The following is a 21,907-nucleotide window of genomic DNA, read 5'->3' as shown; positions in this document are numbered from 1 at the left end:
GACCTCTTCACAACCGTCCCCGACCTCACGGAAAAGCTGTAACCGCTTCTTCTTCGAAACAAATACCCAAAGGGGAACCGCCAAGGACGACGGGGCAAAAACCCCCTCCCCAAAACAACGCCCCCGACAGGAGAGCCGCAATGACCAAACTGTGCCTGACCGTCACCTGTGCATCCACGCGCGGAGTCGTGGCGGCTATTTCCGGCTTTCTGGCCGCGCAGGGCTGCAATATCACCGACAGCTCGCAATATGACGATCCTGAAACCGGACGCTTCTTCATGCGGGTCAGTTTTCTGTCAGAGCAAGCCGCGACATTGGATGATCTGACTGCCGGCTTCGCAGATACTGCCAAGCCGTTGCAAATGGATTATGATTTCCATGACGAAACGCGCAAGATGCGGGTCGTGATCATGGTCAGTCGTTTCGGTCATTGCCTGAATGACCTGCTGTATCGCTGGCGTATCGGGGCCTTGCCGGTCGAAATTGTTGCCGTGATCAGCAATCACATGGACTATCAGAAAATCGTCGTGAACCACGACATCCCATTCCATTGCATCCGGGTGACCAAGGCAAACAAGCCCGAGGCCGAGGCGCAGATCATGTCTGTGGTCGCGGAAACCGGGGCCGAACTGATCGTCCTGGCGCGCTATATGCAGATTTTGTCGGACCGGATGTGCCAGGAAATGTCGGGTCGGATCATCAATATCCATCACTCCTTCCTGCCCAGCTTCAAGGGTGCGAACCCCTATAAGCAGGCCTATCAACGCGGGGTAAAGCTGATCGGCGCGACCAGCCATTACGTCACCGCCGATCTGGATGAAGGTCCGATCATCGAACAGGACATCATCCGTGTCACCCATGCCCAATCGGCCGAAGATTACGTCAGCCTTGGCCGCGATGTCGAAAGCCAGGTTCTGGCCCGTGCCATACATGCCCATGCGAACCATCGTGTCTTTCTGAACGGCAACAAAACGGTCGTTTTCCCGGCATCCCCCGGGTCGTTCTCCAGCGAACGAATGGGATGACGCACAAATCTACACAGGGTCGGAACAACTGACTGCACGCAACCGGTGCGCCTTGCGCGCCTTCCTACAAGGAGCCAGCAATGAGATTTTCGCTTGGTAGAACCGCCTTCACTTGTGCCGTGGCGGGCATGGGCTCTCCCCTGTTCGCACAAGAAACATTGACGGTGGGCTATTTTCAGGAATGGCCGATGCCGTTTCAGTTCGCCAAGGCGCAAGGCATCTATGACGAACAGCTTGGCACCCGGGTAAACTGGGTCGCGTTCGATTCAGGCACGGCCATGTCTGCGGCGATGGCGGCAGGGAATGTGCAGATCGCCGTCAGCCAAGGCGTATTGCCCTTCATCGCCGCCACCTCGGCCGGGCAGGACCTGAAAATCGTCGATGTCGCGGCATCCTATGCTGACAATGAAAACTGCGTTGTGGCCGCCGGGCTGGAAATCGACAAGGACAGCGCCGCCGAACTGGAAGGCAAGCGGGTGGTCGTGCCGATGGGTACGGGGGCGCAATATACGTTCCTGCAATTGATGAAGCATCTGGAGGTTGACACCACGACCATGTCCATTGTCGATATGGCACCCGCCGAGGGTGCCGCCGCGCTGTCACAGGGCAGCGTCGATATGGCATGCGGCTGGGGCGGGGCTCTGGCCCGGATGCAGGAATTTGGCAATGTGTTGCTGACCGGCCCCGAAAAGGAAGACATCGGCATTCTGTCTTTCGACCTGATTACCACGACCGGCGATTTCGCGGCCGAGCAACCCGACCTTCTGGCCGATTTCGTGGCCGTCACCGCGCAGGCCAATGCCAATTGGAACACAGGCGAACGACGCGATGAAATGTTGCCCATCATCGCACAGGATGCCGGTATGGACGAGTCGACCGCAGCCGACACGATTGACGACTTCGTGTTCTTGTCGCCCGCGGATCTGTTGTCGGAAAACTGGCTGGGTGGGCGCGTCGGCAGCTATCTGGATGGTGCGGCAGGGTTCTTTCATGAATATGGATCGGTTCCCTCCATCTTGCCGTCATATGGCGATCTGATCGATACGGCGCCCCTTGCGAATGTGGCCAGCCGCTAAAATGGCGGAAAGGCGCATCGCGCCTTTCGCCTCGACACGGCAAGAAGGGAGGTTGCCCGATGTCCGGCCTTGAACTTGAGAATATTTCGATGCGCTTTGATCTGCCGAACGGATCATATGTGCAGGCATTGCAGGATGTGTCGCTGAAACTGGAACCGGGGCAATTGCTGTCGGTTCTGGGCCCGTCCGGTTGCGGAAAATCGACGCTGCTGAACATCGTCGCCGGATTTCTTGCGCCGACGGGGGGCAGAATCTCGCTGAACGGTCAGGCGGTCCGGGGACCCGATGCCGAACGCGGGGTGGTCTTTCAGAAAGGCGCGCTGTTCGAATGGATGAACGTGCGTGACAATGTGTCCTTTGGTCCGCGAATGGCCGGGCAGGGCGCCGCACAATATGGCCCGAAGGTTGATCATCTGATTGATACGGTCGGCCTGGCCGATTTTCGCGAGAAAGCCATCTACGAACTGTCCGGCGGCATGCAACAGCGCGTGGCTCTGGCACGTTGCCTGGCCAATGATCCTGATGTCATTCTGATGGATGAACCGCTTGGGGCGCTGGATGCGCTGACCCGCGAAAAGATGCAGGCCATGGTGCTAAATCTGTGGAAGGAAACCGGCAAGACGGTCATCCTGATCACCCATTCGGTCGAAGAAGCCTTGTTGCTGGGTGAACGCCTGATCGTCATGGCTCCGCGGCCCGGGCGCATTTACCGGGAATACCAGCTTCCCTTTGCTGATCAGGGCGTCGGACGCGATCTTCGCGAGATCAAGAAACTGCCGGATTTCGCGGCGCGGCGCGAAGAAATCCTGTCGATGATCTGGAACATGGAAGAAGAGATCATGGGTTCTCAGGGGGCGGCAGCATGACGGGTCTGGCTATTCTTGTGGTCTATGCGGCATTGTTTGCCGGTTCAGCGCTGGTGATGCGTGTCATTCGTCGCGGCATGCAAGAACGCCACGATCTGACCAGCCTCAAGACCGTAACCTTCGGTGACGAAAGTGCCATTCGTCCCGATCGGGCGGCTTCGGTTATTTCCATTCTCGTCGCGTTTCTGTTGTGGGGGGCCTTTACCGGCTCGAAACTGGTGCCATTCCATGTGCCGGGTCCGTTTCTGGGTGAAACCTCATTCAGCTATGAAATCCGATCAGCCTCTGGCGAGGTGCAAGGCGGAACGGCGTTGATCTATGCCGGAACCGAAGTCCCGGCCCAACCGCCCGGGGCCGATGTGGTCGCCAGCGTGCCGCGCGGTCGTGACCAGTTGATCCGTCTGCCCGATGGCGGGCAGGCTTTTTCGGTAGATGGCATCCCGATTTCGGCTGGCCAGACTGTTGATGTGGCGCATGGGCGCGTTTCGATGACGCCCAAGGGCACCTTGTCCTTCGCGGCAGACAAGGGGCTGCAGATGGAGCCGATATGGCTGCCATCCCCCGAGGCGGTCGCAAGCCGTTTCCTTGAGATTGCCAGGTCGGGATATCAGAACTTTACCCTGTGGGAACATCTTGGCGCGTCCTTGATGCGGGTTCTGGCCGGATTTGCGCTTGGGGCGCTGGTTGGTATTCCGCTTGGGTATGCGATGGGGCTGTCTGGCTGGTTTCGTGGCTGGTTCGATCCGATCGTCGAGTTCATGCGCCCGGTTCCACCGCTGGCGCTGATACCGCTGGTCATCATATGGTTCGGAATCTGGGAAAGCGGCAAGGTCGTTCTGCTGTTTCTTGCCGCGCTTTGGGTGATGACCATCGCCGCGCGGGCGGGCGTGTCGGGGGTGAATATCACCAAGGTGCATGCCGCCTATTCGCTGGGGGCATCCAAATGGCAATTGCTGCGCCATGTGATCCTGCCCAATTCTTTGCCCGAAATCTTTACCGGCGCGCGGGTGGCGATGGGCGTTTGCTGGGGCACCGTGGTCGCGGCCGAACTTGTGGCGGCGCAAAAGGGGGCAGGCATGATGATCATTGCCGCGTCCAAGTTCCAGCTGACCGATATCGTGCTGATGGGGATCATTCTGATCGGCGTCATCGGCTATGGCATTGATGTGCTGATGCGGGTCGCCGAACGCAAGCTGGTGCCCTGGAAAGGCCAAAGCTGATCGCCCGGCTGCGGCCATTTTCGGCCGCGCCAAGCACGTTTCGCGACAAGGATCGAACGCAATGTTACCCATCCGGTTTGACAAGAGCTTTACCCAGCAGGAAGCAATCCCAGAAGACAGCATCGCTGCCGCTATCGAGGTGATGCGCAGCGGGCGATTGCACAGATACAATGTCGCACCAGGCGAAGAATCGCAGGTCGCGGCGCTGGAACGCGAAGTGGCGGCATGGCAAGGCAGCCGATACGCGCTTGCCTGTTCTTCCGGTGGAGCGGCGTTACGCATCGCATTGCGCGCCGCTGGAATTGGGGTCGGCGATGTGGTGCTGACCAACGGCTTCACGCTGGCGCCCGTGCCCGGTGCCATCGTTGCGGTCGGTGCGCGCCCGGTGCTGGTCGAGATTACCGAAGATCTGCGGCTGGATCTGGACGATCTGCAACGCCAGATCGCCCGGCACCGCCCGGCTGCTGTCATGGCGTCCCATATGCGTGGCCATCTTTGCGACATGGATCTGCTGACCAGAATATGCGCGGATGCCGGGGTTCTTTTGATCGAGGATTGCGCACATACGATGGGCGCCAGATGGAATGGCCGGCGCAGCGGCTCGTTCGGATTGGCGGGGGCTTTCAGCTCTCAGACCTACAAGCACCTGAACTCGGGCGAAGGGGGGCTGCTGGTATCCGATGATCCCGACTTCATGGCGCGGGCGATCATCCTGTCGGGGTCATACATGCTGTATGGCCGTCACGGCGCTGCGCCAAAAGAGCAATACTTCGAGCGCGTGCGGCTGAAAATGCCAAATCTGTCCGCCCGCATGGACAACCTGCGCGCGGCAATCCTGCGCCCGCAACTGGTCGAAATCGAAGACGCGTTGCGGCGTTGGAACGAACGCTATCGGGCGGTGTCAGAGATATTGGACAGCTGCCGGGCAATCATGTTGCCCCGCCGCCCCGCCGCCGAGGCATTTGTCGGCAGTTCGATCCAGTTTCGGCTGCCTGAAATCTGTGGCGAGGTTGCCCGGAAGATTGTCGCGGATGCCGCCGATCTTGGGGTCGAGCTGAAATGGTTCGGCGCTGCCGAACCTGTCGGTTTCACCTCGGCGCATCCAAGTTGGCAATATATGGAAACTCAGGAATTGCCGCGCACCGATGCCGTCATGGCAGGGCTGTTTGACATGCGTCTGCCCCTGACCTTCGAGGTCGAGGATTGTCGCCAGATCGGCCAGATCATCGTGGCATGTGTCCGTCGGCATCTACCGGATTGCGGTTAATGGCACCGGCGACACGCCAGCATTGGCGTTCGGCAGGTTCACGAATGCCGGATCAACAGAAAGATGCCCCGATCGCGGTTTGACTTCGAGCCGCGAAACCGATAGCGATTTTCTTGATTTTATGGCGGTGTCGGGCGCTGTTTTGGTGTTTGATCCCACGGTTTGATGGTGCGGTCCTTTCCCATGAATGGAAGTGAAGTGGTCCGGTAGAACTGGACAGTCGGCTAAGGTGTATCCCGAACCTTTGAAGGGATACGATATTTACGAAGCGGCGGAAGTTTACAGACCAGTTCAAGGCCAAGGTCGCGTTTGAGGCACTGCGCGGTGACAAGACGATCCAGGAGATCGCAGCAAGGCATCAGGTTCACCCGAACCAGGTGAGCACGTGGAAGCTCAGACTGTCGAGGGATGGCCGATGTGTTCGCTGGTGGCGGCAAACCGAAGGCCCCTACCGAGGCCGAGGTGAAAGAACGGCACGCCCAGATCGCGAGGTTGGCGGTCGAGAATGTTTTTTGTCCGAAGGGCTGAAGCGATGAACTCCGACAAGAAATGCGCGATGATCAAACGGGATCACCCTGCATTGAGCATCAGCCAGTAATGCAAACTGGTGCGGTTGAGCCGATCCGCGTTCTACTACACACCTGTCGGCATCGGCGCGGGCACGCTGGCGATGATGAAAGAGATCGACCGTGTGTTCATCAGATACCCGTTCTTCGGGTCGCGCCCGATCGCGCCCTATTTGCGCCGGGAAGGGATTGTTGTCGGGCGGCTTTGGGCGACAATCGGATGATGGTCTGCACCTTTGATGAATTGGTCGCCGATCCGCGTGACCTTGTTCGGCGCATTGCCATCTGGAGTGGTCTGGACCCTTCATTTTATGATGATTTTGCCTTCGAGAAGGAAAACGAAAGCTATCAGCCAAAGTCGCGGGCCTTGCAGCGGATCAATGTGTCGATCCGGGCGCATCTGTCCAAGGGGCGGTTTTATGACGGATTGCGGGGGCTGTATCGCAAGCTGAACACACAGCCTGTCCGCGCCGAACGAGACGATGCCGAGGTTCTGGCCAAGCTTGCCATGGAATTTTCTTCGCGTTCGGTGAAACTGGCAGATGAATTTGATTTGCGCTTGGATCGTTGGCCCTGATCCGCGTCGGCTGGCCGCCTGACGGTCTGATCCCGTTTCAGCCCCTCAGCCTTGATTCATCAGTGCTTCCATTGGCTGCCATCCCTGTAATGGTCTTTGGTGTTGCAGGTCGAATTCGAACCAGTTTCCGCCGCCTCCGGGCCCTTGGTCATAACGCCGATCGATGCCTATTCTGGACAGGGCGCAAAACAGCAGGGTGCCCACCGCGCCGTGGCCGACAAAAAGAACATCGCCGTCGCCAGGGGTTGCGAGGCAGGTTTGAATTTCGGTCACGATGCGGCGTTGGGCCTGGTTCGCGGTTTCCCAGCCGCGCGCGCTGTCGTCAGGTGCTGCAAAGAACTGATCCGCGACGGTCTCGAATTCCTCTGGGGGCAGGAATCCAGTCGCACTGCGGTCATTCTCATGCATCCGAGGGCGTGTCTCCAGTTCCAGCCCAAGGGCGCGGGCCAGCGGTGCGGCAGTTTCAAGTGCCTTGATCTCTGGGCTGCTGATGACCCTTCCTGTCCCGATCAGCGCCCCCGGCCGCGCCGCAAGCGCCGCAACACGGTCGAAGCCAGCTTGGTTCAACGACCATTTTCGAACGTCCTTATTCGGTTCGATCAGGACCTGAGGGTGGGTCAGATAGCGGATGGTTGCGGGCATTGTGCGGGCAGGGATGATGTATCTCGTATGGATGCATGTTCACACCTGCCCTCTGGCCGGTCAATGCCCGGAAGATCCGGGCATGGCACCATGCGGGTGCCCGTTCCATCCGGGGGCGGCCTACAGCAATGCAAGGCTGATAAGAAGGTGCGGGGGATAGTCTTTTCATAATTTGGAAAGATGATTCCGGCAAACCCGGGCTAATCGGATTGGCGGATCGACGCTAGATTTCCTGCAACACGACAGGAGATGATCATGCCAACCAGCCGCGCAACCATCCCGACGGCCCGGGCCAGAACCTATTTACAGCAGCTTTGCAAGCATTTCGGCCACAAGGTCCCGGTCGAGTTCACCCCCGAAGATGGCCAGATCACCTTGCCATTCGGTGTCTGTGCATTGCGTGCCGATGACAGCGCCTTGACGCTGACCAATACTGCGGATGCAGACAGCATTTCGCGGATGGATGCGGTGATCGGCGACCATCTCGCCCGTTTTGCATTTCGCGAAGACATCACCATGACCTGGAACACAACCGACTGACATCTGGCGGAACCGCTGTCACAGAACCGTATCGATCAAGGAAACAAGACATGAAAATCGCAGTTACCGCGGCCTCAGGGCAGCTTGGCGGAGCCATCGTCAACGCGCTGGTCAAGGAACAGGGCCACGAAAATGTCGTGGGGCTTGCCCGCACACCGGCGAATGCACGCAGCTTGGGTGTCGAAATCCGCCCCGGCGATTACGAAGCCGCCGATCAGTTGCGCGTTTCCCTGAAAGGCGTGGACGCGTTGTTGCTGGTTTCCGGCCTGGAGGCACCCGAAAAGCGCATTCCCCAGCATCGCAACGTGATCAATGCTGCACGCGCCGCTGGCGTGCGCAAGATTGTCTATACCAGCATTCAAGGCCCGGACGAGGGAACCGCGTTTTCCCCAGTGGTTCAAAGCAACCGTCAGACCGAGGCGGACATTCGCGATAGTGGGCTGGATTGGGTGATCGGGCGCAACGGAATCTATATCGAGCCTGATGTCGAATATGTTGAAAGCTACAAAGCGCGCGGTGAAATCGTAAACAGTGCCGGTGATGCAAGATGCGGTTACACCACCCGCGCCGAACTGGCCCGCGCCTATGCCAGCCTTCTGACGCAGACAAACCTGAATGGCAGGACCCTTAACCTGCATGGGGAAGCCATCACCCAGGCGCAACTGGCGGAATACCTGAACCGGACATTCGATGCGCGGCTGGTCTATCGCGAAATTCCGACCGCCGAATTCATCGCTGATCGCTCGGCCGAGCTTGGACCGTTCTTTGGTGAAATCATCGGCGGCATCTATGAAGGCATCCGGCAGGGCGCATTCGACAACCCTTCGGATTTCGAGCTTGTATTCGGGCGTCCCCATCAAACCTGGGACGACTATTTCGCGGGTTTGCGGACCTGATCCCGGGCAGGGCTGCCAAACGCCGTCAGCACGCGTGGCTTCCAGACGTTCCGCTGTCATGCGGGACGTCGCCGACAACGCAATGATCTGCCAGTGCTGGCACATTTCCAGGAACTGCCTTGGGTCGGGCAGTGATGGCGGCTCAAGAATGGCCGAAAAGCTGATTGACGCGATCGAACATCATGTCCGTTGTCGGGGTCTGCAAACAAGGCCGAAACGGATCGCGATCACAAGCGCACCTTGAACCCAATCTGGCTGGACCGCGGTTTCAAAGCGGGTTGCCCAAACCAAAATCGACGGCCTGCGGATTGCAACACCGTGCGTATGTCGACGCCACTGGTGACATTTCCAAATGGTTGCAACAATGGCGGGCCAGCCATGGAAAAGCGCGGCAGATTTACAACGCCTGTCAACTAAATGGCGTCCGCATGATCCGGGCCCGGCATGGCATTAATTCAATGTAAACACATAATAGAGCCGGTGATCCGCCCTTGATCGGTACGTGATCCGGTGGAATCGGCCCCTGACACAAGCAGACAAGAGGTTGCCAGCAAGGATTTCGTCGGTAACATTTAGTTCAAATGATCCAGAGATCAGGGGGATGATGTGAGGCTGCGCCGAATTTCCATGTTGCTGACGGTCGCTGCCGGAACGTTGATGTCCGGGCCGGTTTTCGCGCTGTCGGCGAAAGACGCGGTCCTGTATGTTCTGGAAACGAACCCTGAAATCAAAGCTGCCGAGGCCAACAAGCAGGCGATCGAATTCGAACTGGATCAGTCCAGGGCGTTTCGTGTTCCCAAATTCGAACTCGAGGCCTGGGCTGGTTCCAGTCTGAACAACGGCACGACCACCTCTGACCTGACCGCATCTGATGACCCGATCTCGGGGTATCAGGTGCGCGGGCGCATGACGCAGGTGTTGTTTGACGGATTTCGCACCCGCTCGGAAATCGAACGGCAGGCCTATCGCGTTGATGCGGCTGCGCTGCGCGTGCTTGAACGTTCCGAGTTCCTGTCGCTCGAGGCGATCCGGCTTTATGCCGATGTGCTCAGGGCGGGGCGTCTGGTTGCGCTTGCGCAGGATAACCTGACCTATCATCAACGGCTTTACGATCGGCTACAGGGTGGATTTGACAGCGGCGCCCTGCCGGTTGGCGATATTCAGCAGGCGCAGGAACGGGTTTTTCTGGCCGAAGATACGCTGATCAGCTTTCAGCTGGATGCGCAGGACATTCGTGACAATTTCCTTGCCGTGGTTGGTGTGCAGCCCGAGAACCTTGGGTCATTGCCGTCGATTGGCGGCGCCATGCCGGGATCGCTGGACGAAGCACTGGCCATCGCCCGGCGCAACAATCCGACCGTACGTTTCACACAAGCCGATGTCGGCACCGCCGAGGCCCGCGCCCGCGAGGCGAACGCAAACCGTTACCCGACGCTCAACCTGGAGGCAGATGTGCTGACCGGGCGTGACGTGAACGGCTTTGAGGGCGATGTCGATGACGCGCGCATCGGCCTGACCTTGCGTTACGAATTTCAGGGCGGGCGCAAGCGCGCCGCGCGTCAGGAACAGGTGCGGCGCACCAGTCAGAGCCGCGCGGAAATGCTGCAACAGGCCCGGCGCGTCGACAAGGAGGTGCGCAACAGTTGGGCAAATCTGGATGCGGCCAGGAAACGCAAGAGCGTCGTGCAGGATCAGGCCAATCTGTCGCGGGATTTGCGGGCCACCTATGAAGAAGAATACGAGGTTGGTGTTCGATCCCTGCTGGATATCCTGAACACGCAGAACGCATTGTTTCAGGCCGAGGCGAATTTGGTCAATGCGAATTCGCTGGAAGAATATGTCAGGTTCCGCGTGCTGGCCTCGATGGGCATGCTGTTGCCATCATTGGGGATTGAACCGCCAGAGGATGCAACGCCCTACGCGGTCAAGGAAAACCGCGCACCCTCGGTCAGCGAGGCAAACCAGGCGCAGCATTTCGATGCGAAATCCTTCAGCGATTGGCGCAGAACGGTGGGGAACTAAGCTGGTTGCGCGGATCTGACGGGCCTTGTCACGGGGCAGGTTTCCGGGAAGTGACCTGAGGATTTCATAGTAACATACTGAAAAATATCAGCCCCTGATATTTACGGAGAGCCGATAATGGCCCAGGATTTCGCCCAGCCCATGCCGTCCGAACTGGACAAGGACCAGTTGCGCGCGCTGATCGCGCAGGAAATTTCAGGCACCGATATCGACGGGCTGGATATTCTGGTTTCCCAGGACGGGTTGCGGATCGTCTTGCCGCAAGGGCTGGATTTTTCGCGCTTGGTGCTGATTGACGATCACATTGTGCTGATCCAGCCAGATGGCGACGTGATCGTGCTGCTCGGAGCGGCAGAGCGCAATTTCATCCTGCAGATCGAAGGCACGGACCTGTCGGCTGATTCATTGCGTGTCGCAGCGGTTTCGGTGCCGGAATCCGAATGGCAGACGACTGCAGATGTGACCGAAATCACGCTGCCCAATGACATTACGGTGCTGAATATCGGCAGCGCGGGTGCGTCGGAACCTGTCCTTGTCAATGACCCATTGATCGGGCTGCCCATCCACCCATTACTGCCCTTCACCGAATACCCGTGGCGCATGGATGATTGGTTGTGGCTGCGCAGTGAGGCCGGCACCGCTGATATTCACATAGATCCCCTCGATCCCGATGCCGACGCCACGATTACGTTGCAGGAAACGGATTCGACGGTCAGCTTTCGGATCGCGGATTACTATGTCGTCACCAGTGTCATCGGTGAAGACGCCGAGCGCTTTGTGACGATTGAAGTCACGTTGAACGGTTTGCCTGCCGGGACAGTGGTCAGTGACGGGGCGTTGACCGCGCAATCTGATGGCACGCTGACATTTGCGTTTTCAGGCCCGGTTTCCGCATTTCAGGCGTTGACCGTGACCCTGCCGACCGATTTTTCGACAGACAGCAGGATCGATGCGGCGGCAGGCATTCTGCAAGGTCAGATCGTAGCGACCAGCATTCTGGGCGATGATGTCAGAACGCCCCTGACCGTCAAGCTGGGGGTCGAGGCCGATATTGTCATGATCGGTCCCGGCGTGCTGGAGCTTGCCGAAACCGATGGGCCGGTCGATTTTCGACCTGCCGATGCGCTGTTGCCCGCAGCGACTGATATCGACGGGTCTGAATGGATTACCGGGGTCCGGTTCTCGATGCAGGATCTGCCCGCAGGAACGTTGATTTCCCTCGATGGCGGGCAAAGCTTTGACGAGATCGGCGATGTTGTCGATTTCACGGGTTCGCTGGAAGAATACGGCAATATCCTGTTGCGGTTGCCGACCGATTTTTCGACCCAGAATCCCCCAAGCAGCCTGACCGCGCAGGTTTCTGCAACGACGAACGAAGGCGGGGTCATCGCGGACAGTTTCGACGTGTCACTCAGCTATGAACTGGATGTCGAACTTGACGCCCCGCCAATCCTGCGCAGCAGCGAGGACAGCCTGGCCGGCGATGGATCCGGGGTCGAACTGTTTCTGGGAATCACTGTTGTGCCGACCGATGCCGACGGCTCGGAGGACGAGACGCGGGTCGAGATCCGGTATCTGGATGCGCCGGACGGGCTGGCTTTCAACACGGGCAGCTATGACCCCGCGACCGGAATCTGGGCCGGTTCGATTGCGCAGGCACAGGCGCTGACGATGATCCTGCCCGGCGATTACTCCGGCAGGCTGGAATCCGTCATCCACGCCATCAGCCCCGAAGGGCAGACCCGAACCGCACAGGTGATCGAGATTGCGCCGCGCGGTGATATTGATTTCGACGTTTCGAATGTTTTGCGGACCGAGACGGATTCCCGCATCATCATCGATGCATCCGATGTCTGGAATGTGTCGATCAGCGATTATGACCGGAATGAGCCGCGCGAAACGCTGGAAAACGTGACACTTGTGCTGAATGATGTGCCGGGGGCCGTTGGTGGCTCGGCCGGGATTTCATGGCTTGGCGTGCCGGATTCGACCATCTCTTATGATGCGGGAACCGGCGTGTTGGTGTTTTCGGGCACAGGTGCGCAGTATCAGGCGCTGCGGCTGGTGTTTCCGCGCGATTTCTCGACCCAAAGCCGCAGTGACGGCTTTGCCGAGGGGCCGATTTCGGGAACGATCAGCGCGGTGTCGAGTGAAGACGACAGTGGCGGTCAGAATATTCCCTTCCAGCTTGTCATTCGTCAGGAAGGCGATGTGGAAATCGCCGTGCTGGCACAGGATTCGCTGATCGAGGATCAGGCGGATCCCGATGATGCGGGTGCGGCCTATCCGATCCGGCCGTCGGATATGCTGGCCCCGCGCGCGACGGATATCGACGGCTCAGAGACGGTCCGTCAGGTGGTTCTGGTGGTGCGCGGTCTGCCGGCGACCGATGAAACCGGCGCGCCGCTGAGCGATCCGATCACGGGTGATTATCTGGGCCTGCAGATCGATCCGGCGGCAATCGTGGCGTTTCAGCGCGCCGGAGACGGTTCGATCACGATGACCATAACGCTGAATGAAAGCGATGTCGGCGATGTGGTTGCGGCCTATGATGCGATCAGCTTTACGGTTCCGGCTGATTTCTCGACGGCGAACCGGTCCGATCTGGTGAATGGCGACACGGCGCTGCCCCTCAGTTTCGATCTGACTGCGCGGACATCGGAAGAAGGCCCGACCACGACGGACCCTGATGCAAGCCCGCGCGATGGTTTGGCGCAGGAAATCTATGTTCTCGAGATCGACTATCGCGAGGATATCGATCTCGATGCTCCCGCAAGGATCGAGGTTCCCGAGGATGGCGGCGCCCTGAGTGATACTGGCACGACGATCCGCCTTGGGGTCGATGCGGTGACGGCGGATGACATTGCCGCGGGGAATACGGGCATCAATATCGCGATTGGCGATATCGACCAGTCCGAAACCGATGCTGTGGGCAATGCTCCTTTCACCGCAATCGTCACGATCCGGTTCGCCCGCGCCTTGCCCGATGGCACCGAGTTCTGGGCCGGCGGTGTCGAGATTGGCGGTTATGACGCAGACAGTCTGACCTGGACAGGGACGGTCGCACAGGCAAATGCCTTGGTGATGGAATTTGCGCCCGACGTGAACGGAACGGTCGAGACCGTCATTACCGTGACCACATTGGAGGGGCAGGAGGTCGCTTCGCAAACATTGCGCATTGCCCCAACCCCTGATGCCGAGGTCGTCGGAGATGTCGAAACCACCGAGACCGATGCCGATCTGACGGTCCTGTTTGCGGATTATGTCAGCTTTGTCGATCCGGATTCCAACGAGACCGTCGAATTCGCCCGGATCACTATCGAGGATCTGCCTGCGGGAACAACGGCGAATGCGGGTTCGTTTTCGCCCCCCGACGCCGATGGTCTTGTCACCTTTACCTATGAATATCCATCGGATGCTGTTCCGCCGCGTGATCTGACCATGACCTTTCCGGCGGATTTCTCGACCGAAAGCAGCATCAGCCCGCCGCCCGGTGTGCTGACGGCGCAGGTTGAACTGGAAATCAATCCCAACACGGGCGAACCCAATGTCCGGGCCGATAGCAGCTTTACCATCACCATCCATGACGAAGGGGATCCCGAGGTCGCAGACGGTGTGATGACGCTTGCGGAAACCGATGCGCCATTGGTCTTTCGTCCGTCAGACAGCGCGAATGGCGGCGTTCTGCCCCGTGTCACGGATGCGGATGGTTCGGAATCCATCACCGGTATCGACGTCACGTTCCACGATTTCCCCGATGGCACGCAATATTCAACCGCTGCATCACCCGGTGCGGGCGATTACCTGCCCATCCCTGCCGGGGTGCTGGCGGGTCTGACACTGGCCGAATACGAAAACCTGACTATCCGGCTGCCGGTTGACTATTCGACCGAAAATCCCGCCGCGACACGACCGTCGCTGACCGTGACGGCCCTGACCGACGAAGGCGATGCAACCTCGAACAGCGACAGTGGCACCCTGACAATTACCGTGACGCCCGAAGGCGATCTGCCCGAGTCTGACGATTTCACCCTGACGCTGGCTGAAAACGATCCGGTGAATCCACCGGTGCTGGATGATGACGCGACGCGCACCGAACCCATCCAGTTCAAATTCGCGGAATCCCTGCCTGGGCCTCTGCCAAGCGATGCGGACGGGTCGGAAAGCATCACGACGATCCAGATCACGGTCACGGGCCTGCCCGACAGCGGCGCGATGATTTCGGTCGATGATGCTGTCAGTTTTGCCCCGGCGACAAATGGCACGCGCATCTTCACACTCGCGGAATATAATGCGCTGGTGATCCGGCTGCCGGACGATTTCGCCACGATCGACACCCCGATTTCCGGTCAGGTCGAATTCATTACCGACGAAGATCATGACCATGACGTCGATACCCCGACCGATGGGCAGGATATCGTCGCCTTCACCATCAATGTCACGCCAGAGGCCGATATCCAGATCACGACGGCGGATGTCACCCGAGCCGAAGATTTTGTCGGACCTCTGGCAGATGATCCGTCTGCCACGATTCCGCTGAATCTGGATGTGCAGGTGACCGATATCGACGGTTCGGAAACGCTGCAAACCATCACGCTGACCTTCGACGGCCTGCCTGACGGCGGGATCGTTCTGTCGGACGGGACGGCCGGCCCGATCACCCTGACGCCTGCGGACAACAGTATTGACCTGACCGGATCACCCGCCGATCTGGCGCGGTTGCAGGCCTTGGCGATTACTTCTTTGCCGCCGCATTATTCAGGGCGGATCATCATAACCGTCGATGCGCAATCGGATGAGGGCGGCACCATCTCCGAGGAATTCAACCTCGATATCACGCCTGTCGCAGAACCGGAAATCACACTGTCGGCCAGCGGGGCGACGGTCAGCGATGGTGGTGATGACGGGATCGCCGACAATGTCGTGGTCAAGGAAGACAGCAGCTTTACCCTGACCTTCGATGCCGTGACGCCGGACAATGCGGACGGATCTGAATTCTTGACGCAGATCGTCTTGTCGAATGTTCCGGTCGGGTGGGCCGGTGCGGACGGGGCCGTGGACCCGGCGTTGCTGTCGGGGGATACGGGTCTGATCGCGGGCGCAGAGGTGGATGGCACGACGGTGACGATCACCCTGGTCGACGGCGTGACCGCGATCACGGCAGGGATCGATCTGACGCCACTGGCCAATGATGATCGCGATGTCGCGACGCTTGTCGGGGATGAAATCAGGGCAACCGTTACTTCCCGTGACACGGCGGACAGTATCCCCGATACCGACACCGCGACAGCCTTTGCCGAGGTGGATCTGGATGTCGATGCCGTGATCGATCCGGCATCGGGCGGTGCCAGCGGCGCAGATGTCAACGAGAACACGCAGGGCCGTCGCGTCGTTCGTCTGAACACCAATGACATCGTGCTGACCGATACCGACGGCTCGGAACAGGTGACCCGGATCGCCCTGACGATTTCGGTTGATACGGCCTCTGACAGTTTTGATCCCGCAACCGAAATGGATCTGTATGTCAGCGCCGAGTATTCGGGTTTCATTTCTATCGGGGCGGTCGACAACGGCGATGGCTCGATCACCTATACATTGACGCCCACGGCGGGCACATCCGACCCGGATTTCAACGCGGCGCTTGACGATTTGCGCTTGTCGTTCCCCCAGCATTTCAGCGGTGTCGCATCGATTGACGGCATTCTGGAGTGGAACGAGACCTCGACCCCGGTGACATATCCGGGTGATGTCGAAACCGACCAGAGCGACAATGCAAGTTCTTCGTTGCCGGCGGGCAGCGATCAGTTCTCGACAACCATCACCGTTGCGGCAGTGGCGGAAGCGCAATTGGATGCCAGCGTATTTGTTCTGGCCGCGGATGAGGTGTCGGATGGCAGCCCGCAGCGGGTGGACGGATCCGTCGCGGATGGCAGCATTTCGGTTTCGACGATCCTTACATTGCTTGAAAGCACCGAGGACGGCTCGAACGTGCCGGGCGCCACCGAACCGGGCAGCGGCCGGCAAATCCATGTGTTTGTCGGCCTGTCGGGCAGCACACCCGACAGCGACGGGTCCGAGGAATTGTCAACGATCACCATCAGCAACATCCCGACCGCCTGGATCGCGGATCATGTGACTGCAGGGGTCGTTTCGCGCGACGCGTTCTATGATGGCGCCGGGACCGGACCGATCAGTGACGCGGAATGGGACAGGATCGACTCGGTGACCTATGATGACGGCACGGGTCTGTTGACGATCAACTTTACCGGTGATCAGACCACGTTTGACGGTGCCTTGCGGCTGACCCCATCGCCATACGAGGATTATGACGTCAACCGTGGCGAAGATTATCCCGAGAATACAGGCTTTTCCGCCGAGGGTCAGTTCTTTGGCGATGATCTGACGGTGGAACTGACCACGCGCGATCTCACCACGAACACGCCCGGCACCGAACAGCCAGATGACGCGACGGCTGGCCTTGAATTTGATGTCGATGTCGATCCGGTCAACAATTTCGCCCAGATCGCCGCACCCGCGCATGGCAATGAACAGGAAATTGACGATGCCGGTGGCGTCTGGGTGGTGACGCTGGAACCGCGGATTGAGGATATGGACGGTTCCGAAGAGGTCACGGCACTGATCCTGCGCAACGTGCCGAACTCTTTGACGGTCTATGTGCTGTCCGATCCGTCCGATCCTGCCAGCCCGCTCGTGCCCGCGTTGATCACGGAGCTGAACGTTCCGGGGCCGGACGGCGAGGTGTTCAACTATTGGAGCCTTGAACCCGACCAGTTGGATCACATCGAATTTCGCAACATCCCGACGCATTTCTCGGGTCAGGTGGTCGGAACGATCGATGTCGTGACAACTGAAACCGATGGTGGCGGAACGCGGGTGACGAACCTTGAAATTCCGTTGACCATCGATCCTGTCACTGACGGCGGCGATCCTTCGGAACGCGCCCAGACCGACGAAGATACGGCCGTACGTCTGGTTCTGGATGGCAATATCATCGACAATGCCACAAATTCGCCCGGCTCGCCCGAGGCCTTGGGCGATGAAATTGTCCTGTCCAACATTGTCCCGGATTCCTTTGGCCGGATGCCGCGTTTCTTCGCTGGCGACCCGTCCTCGGGCGGCACCGAACTGTTCCCGGAAGCCGATGGCACACTGACATTGACCCTGGCGCAGTCCGGGGATCTTTGGGTTCAGGCAGGACAGGACAGCAATGAAACCATTACATTCGATGTGACAGTCACCTATTTCGAAACAGTCGATCCCGATTCCGTTTCGACACCCGTGACGCGAACCGGTGAGGTGACCGTCAATGTGCGTGGCATCGCCGATGATGCCGACCTGATCGCGCAAGAGGATGATCCGCGCGCAACGGACGGATCCCCGATTGCTGACGATGGTGATGTATCGGTCACGTTTCAGAACGGACCGGGCTATGGCATCGAAAAAATCTATGGCTATGCGGGCTATGCCAACACGGCCTTCACGCTGAGCCACCGCCTGTCAGATACCGCCATCCAAAGCGGGAATTACCCCGAAGATCCTGTGGACCCTGACAGTGATCCCGCCTTCGCCGATGCCGATCCCCTGTCCGGCGACATGACAGAGATCACGAATGCAAGCGATGCTTTCGATGGGTCGGAAACCATCTATTACATTATCGATGGCGTGCCGGATGGCAGTTATCTCTATGGGCCTGGCGTGCAACAGCTGGATCCCGCGACGGGCACCTATCTGGTGGCCGCAGACAATCTGGATACTGTCGAGTTCCTGAGCAATGGTGCCGTGTCCGAGCCGACATTCCATGACCTGACGCTTTACGGGATCGTCTATGAGGATGATCAGGACGTCATCGAGCTGACTGCCGACAACATTGCCGACAATCTTGCGGCCATTGACGCGTTGCCGGGCGGTGCGGTCACGGCACAACCCTTTACCGTCATCGTTTTGCCCAATGATGGCGACGGTATCGAATGCGAACCGGTCGATCCGCCGCAGCTGACCTTTACGCCCGAACAGGCCATCACGCCCGAAGACGAGGGGATCGTGCTGCGGCCAACCCTGGACCCGGACGATCCGAATTACGACAGCCTTGCCGATCTGGCGGGGGTCTTGCCCAACGGTCACAATGGCAGCGTGACGATAGCCATCGAGCTGCCGCCGGGGGCCTCGATTTCCAGTGATCCGGCGGGCGCGGTCTATCTGGACCCGACCAGTGGGAACTGGGTCGTGGACATTGCCAAGCTGGGTATTTCGGATGATGGCTTGACGACGGATGGCAGCATCACGATCACGCCGCCGCCGCACCAATCGTCACCGGCCCCCTTCGACCCCGATGAAACCATAGGTCCGAACGACCCCAATTACGACAATCTGGACCAGATCAATTTCACCATGACGGTGAACAGCGTCGGTTGCCCGCCCGGCACGCCGCAGGGCAGCAGTTTCGACATCTATATTGATCCGGTGCCCGACGGTCCGATCATTGCATTCACGGGTGATGATGTCGTCAAAGAGGACGAGACCGTTGATCTGGGGATCGAACTGGATGGCAGCCAGATGGATGTCGCTGGCGGCATGGATGGCGGCGAGCGTCTCTATGGGAATGTGACCGTCAATATCGATATCGATGCTGCCCTGTATGCCGGTGGCGTCTTGCTGACGCCTGAAGCGGATGGCACCTATCTGGTCGATCCGGCGGATGTGGCGAACCTTTCGGTCGCGCCGCCGGCGGATTTCGGTGGGGACTATATAACCGTTTCGGTGACCGCCCAGACCGAAGATGTCGATGGCGATCTGTCCGATCCGGTTACGGTCAGCAAGCAGATCTATGTTGATGCCGTTGCCGATGTGCCGGAAACGATCATCGATGATTCCCAGATCGACCCCGATACCGGTGTCGCCTATATCGACGATAGCGGCGCGACGCCGATCCTGCAGATTATCGAGGATATTCCGTTCAACACCTGGCCGGCCTTTCAGGTGTTCAGTTCGGATCAGGATGGCTCGGAAACCGTGTCGATCACCATCGACATGCGTGAAAGCTATGCACAAGGTTTGCGGTTGGACGGTCCGGCCACGGGCGGCTTCATCGACAATGGCGACGGCACCTATACAATTTCTGAATCCGCGTTTCGCAACGTTACGGTGTTCCTGTTGCCGGAACATGCAAGAACCCCGGATGAGATCAATACCGATATTCCCGACGAATTTCTGCTGAGCATCAGCATTCAGTCGCTGGAAACAGACTTTATCAACGCCTTGGAGGACCAGTCGGACAATACTGCCGAATACGTGCAGGATTTCGTTATCCGGGTGCGGCCTGACGCGGATGTTCCGGGTCTTTCGGTCAATGCGACGGCCAGCACGCTGACCGAGGATGACCCGGACGGGATCATGCTGACACTGAACGGAACGACCCCCGACCGCCATGAAGAACTGCGCTTTGACATCACCATTCCGACCGATGGCGCTGGAAATGCCTTGGGTGCAATTCTGATCGACGGAGTCGAGGTGCCGGTGGTTGACGGTGTGGCCAGCGTGCCGACAACCGGGCGCGGCGGGCCGGGGATCCTGTTTGTGCCTGATGGGGTGGTGACATTCGTGCCAGCCGAGGATTTTTCCGGCGATGTCGCTCTTTCGGTGGTCGCCGTGTCGATCGATTCAACCGATCCCGGCGCGATCTTCCTTGATACGCAGGCTTCGGCGCCTGAGATCGTCGAATTCAGCATTACGCCCGCGCCGGATCTGACCTTCAATGTCGATGAAGATACTGTCACGCTGAACGAAACCGATGCGGCGCTGGTCTTTGCCCCGGCGGGCGGGTTCACCATTGCCGTGACGGATGCCGATGGGTCTGAAACGGCGACCGTGACCTATACCCTGACCGGTGTGCCCGATGGCACAAGCTGGGCCTCGGGTGGCGACAGCGGCATGGCTGCTGGGGGCACATTGACCTTTACCGGCACGCAGGCGGAATTCGATGCGTTGGAGATCACCTTTCCTGCCGATTTTGCCACCAACGGCACCGCGCTGAGCGGCAGTATCGATGTGACGACGAATGAAGGCGGGCAGGGCAGCGGCAGCTTTACCGTCGCCATCGATGGTGAACTGGATGTCAGTGTGACGCTGGCCGAGGATCCGATTGTCGTGACCAATGCGCCGGGTCGGGAAGAGGTCGCGTTTGGCATAGATGCGGCCATCGTTCCGGGCAGCAATGAATGGGAAACCCTTGAAGAGGTGGTGATCGATTTCAGCGCACCGCTTCCGGTCGGGACCACCGCGCCGAATGGCGGCGAGCTGAACGATGCGCGCACCCGCCTGACCTTTGCGCGCAACGGAATGGATGCGGCGGCCTTTGCCGCGGCGATCGCCGCGCTGTCGGTCTCGATCCCGCTTGATCTGGCCGAGGATTTTACCGCGACCATTCAGGTCACCACCAGTCACGGCACCGCCGATCCTGTTCCGGTCGAGGTTCAGTTCGTGGATGCACCCGCGATGTCGGGCTCCAGTGTCATGGCAGCCCCCGCGCCCGAACCGACGGATCAGCCACAGGCAGGCGAATCTGCGGCAATCCAATCGGCTGCCTTTGTGCCACAGAGCGCCGAGGCCGAAACCGACGGGGCGCCTGACTCGTCGGATCCGATGCCGGATTCCGGGACTCAGGCCCCGGCCGGGAACAGCCCGACCGAAGGTCAGGACAGCGTTCATTATGGCAGTGCGGGTGACGATGTGATCGTGGTGGATGGTCAGGCCGAATATGCGGGCATCACCGAGTTCCGGTTGCTGGATGGCGATGACCTGATCGATCTCAGTGAGGCCGGGCGTGGATTCGCGGTTGATGGCGGGGCCGGAAATGACCGGATCATCGGCAGCGCGTTCGGCGATACGATGACCGGTGGCGAGGGGTCCGACGTGTTTGTTCTGGCCGGGCCGACCATGGTTGACGTCATAACGGATTACACCGCGCCGGGTGCAGGGGCCGATCGCGATGAGATCGACCTTTCCGCCCTTGTGCAGCTGACCGGATCCGCCGAACTGTCCGACCATGTCAACTATCAGGCCGAGGATGGGGCGCTGCAGGTTGATGGCACGCAGGTGGCCACCGTGAACGCCGAAGGTGGTGGTCTGGCGCAATCCGTTGCCGTGATCTTCGAGGACGCGGCAGGCCAACAGCAATCTGCCGTGGTCTGATC

Annotated in this window: 13 protein-coding genes; 12 read left to right on the top strand and 1 reads right to left on the bottom strand. The window is 59.3% G+C overall.

Features of this window, described 5'->3' with window-relative positions; genetic code table 11:
* Window positions 1-140 precede the first annotated feature (140 nt).
* The 8 genes from purU to PAF17_RS14610 all read left to right on the top strand — a co-directional run bounded on the left by purU (window position 141) and on the right by PAF17_RS14610 (window position 6,597).
* Window positions 141-1,025 carry a formyltetrahydrofolate deformylase gene (gene purU, locus PAF17_RS14645; RefSeq protein WP_271889848.1) on the top strand — a complete coding sequence of 295 codons (885 nt, stop codon included), beginning with the start codon at window positions 141-143 and terminating at the stop codon, window positions 1,023-1,025.
* Between the two features lie 80 nt (window positions 1,026-1,105).
* Entirely contained in the window at window positions 1,106-2,101 is a 996-nt protein-coding gene (locus PAF17_RS14640; RefSeq protein WP_271889847.1) for a taurine ABC transporter substrate-binding protein, read from the top strand.
* Between the two features lie 59 nt (window positions 2,102-2,160).
* Window positions 2,161-2,967 carry a taurine ABC transporter ATP-binding protein gene (locus tag PAF17_RS14635; RefSeq protein WP_271889846.1) on the top strand — a complete coding sequence of 269 codons (807 nt, stop codon included), beginning with the start codon at window positions 2,161-2,163 and terminating at the stop codon, window positions 2,965-2,967.
* Window positions 2,964-4,187: an ABC transporter permease gene (locus PAF17_RS14630; RefSeq protein WP_408636430.1), complete on the top strand. Its 1,224-nt coding sequence runs from the start codon at window positions 2,964-2,966 to the stop codon at window positions 4,185-4,187. The genes PAF17_RS14635 and PAF17_RS14630 overlap by 4 nt, the downstream gene beginning before the upstream one ends.
* A 61-nt stretch (window positions 4,188-4,248) precedes the next feature.
* Entirely contained in the window at window positions 4,249-5,454 is a 1,206-nt protein-coding gene (locus PAF17_RS14625; RefSeq protein WP_271889845.1) for a DegT/DnrJ/EryC1/StrS family aminotransferase, read from the top strand.
* 257 nt (window positions 5,455-5,711) lie between these two features.
* Complete coding sequence (locus PAF17_RS14620) at window positions 5,712-5,990, top strand: transposase (RefSeq protein WP_271889849.1); 279 nt, start codon at window positions 5,712-5,714, stop codon at window positions 5,988-5,990.
* A 71-nt stretch (window positions 5,991-6,061) separates the two neighbouring features.
* Window positions 6,062-6,244 (top strand): hypothetical protein, encoded by a 183-nt coding sequence (locus PAF17_RS14615; RefSeq protein WP_271889844.1) that lies wholly within the window; start codon window positions 6,062-6,064, stop codon window positions 6,242-6,244.
* A complete protein-coding gene (locus tag PAF17_RS14610) occupies window positions 6,241-6,597 on the top strand; it encodes a hypothetical protein (protein WP_271889843.1) in 357 nt (118 codons plus the stop codon). Before PAF17_RS14615 ends, PAF17_RS14610 begins: the two co-directional genes overlap by 4 nt.
* Before the next feature lie 45 nt (window positions 6,598-6,642).
* On the opposite strand, the gene PAF17_RS14605 is transcribed toward PAF17_RS14610, so the two are convergent.
* The gene (locus tag PAF17_RS14605; protein ID WP_271889842.1) at window positions 6,643-7,239 is read right to left on the bottom strand and encodes a histidine phosphatase family protein; all 597 of its coding nucleotides are present in this window, start codon (window positions 7,237-7,239) and stop codon (window positions 6,643-6,645) included.
* Between the two features lie 255 nt (window positions 7,240-7,494).
* Between PAF17_RS14605 and PAF17_RS14600 the strand changes: the two genes are divergently transcribed.
* The 4 genes from PAF17_RS14600 (at window position 7,495) to PAF17_RS14585 (ending at window position 21,905) form a co-directional block, all read left to right on the top strand.
* Entirely contained in the window at window positions 7,495-7,779 is a 285-nt protein-coding gene (locus tag PAF17_RS14600) for a DUF2218 domain-containing protein (RefSeq protein ID WP_271889841.1), read from the top strand.
* A 50-nt stretch (window positions 7,780-7,829) separates the two neighbouring features.
* Window positions 7,830-8,675, top strand: coding sequence for an SDR family oxidoreductase (locus PAF17_RS14595; protein WP_271889840.1), 846 nt, complete (start codon window positions 7,830-7,832; stop codon window positions 8,673-8,675).
* A 606-nt stretch (window positions 8,676-9,281) separates the two neighbouring features.
* Window positions 9,282-10,697 carry a TolC family outer membrane protein gene (locus tag PAF17_RS14590; RefSeq protein ID WP_271889839.1) on the top strand — a complete coding sequence of 472 codons (1,416 nt, stop codon included), beginning with the start codon at window positions 9,282-9,284 and terminating at the stop codon, window positions 10,695-10,697.
* A gap of 117 nt (window positions 10,698-10,814) precedes the next feature.
* Window positions 10,815-21,905, top strand: a complete 11,091-nt coding sequence (locus tag PAF17_RS14585; protein WP_271889838.1) for a hypothetical protein — start codon at window positions 10,815-10,817, stop codon at window positions 21,903-21,905.
* The last annotated feature ends 2 nt before the right edge of the window (window positions 21,906-21,907 follow it).

It is taken from the genome of Paracoccus onchidii, from assembly GCF_028294535.1.
GTDB lineage: Bacteria > Pseudomonadota > Alphaproteobacteria > Rhodobacterales > Rhodobacteraceae > Paracoccus > Paracoccus onchidii.
Note: the sequence above shows the minus strand (reverse complement) of the source record. Positions and strands in the feature narration are given on the sequence as shown.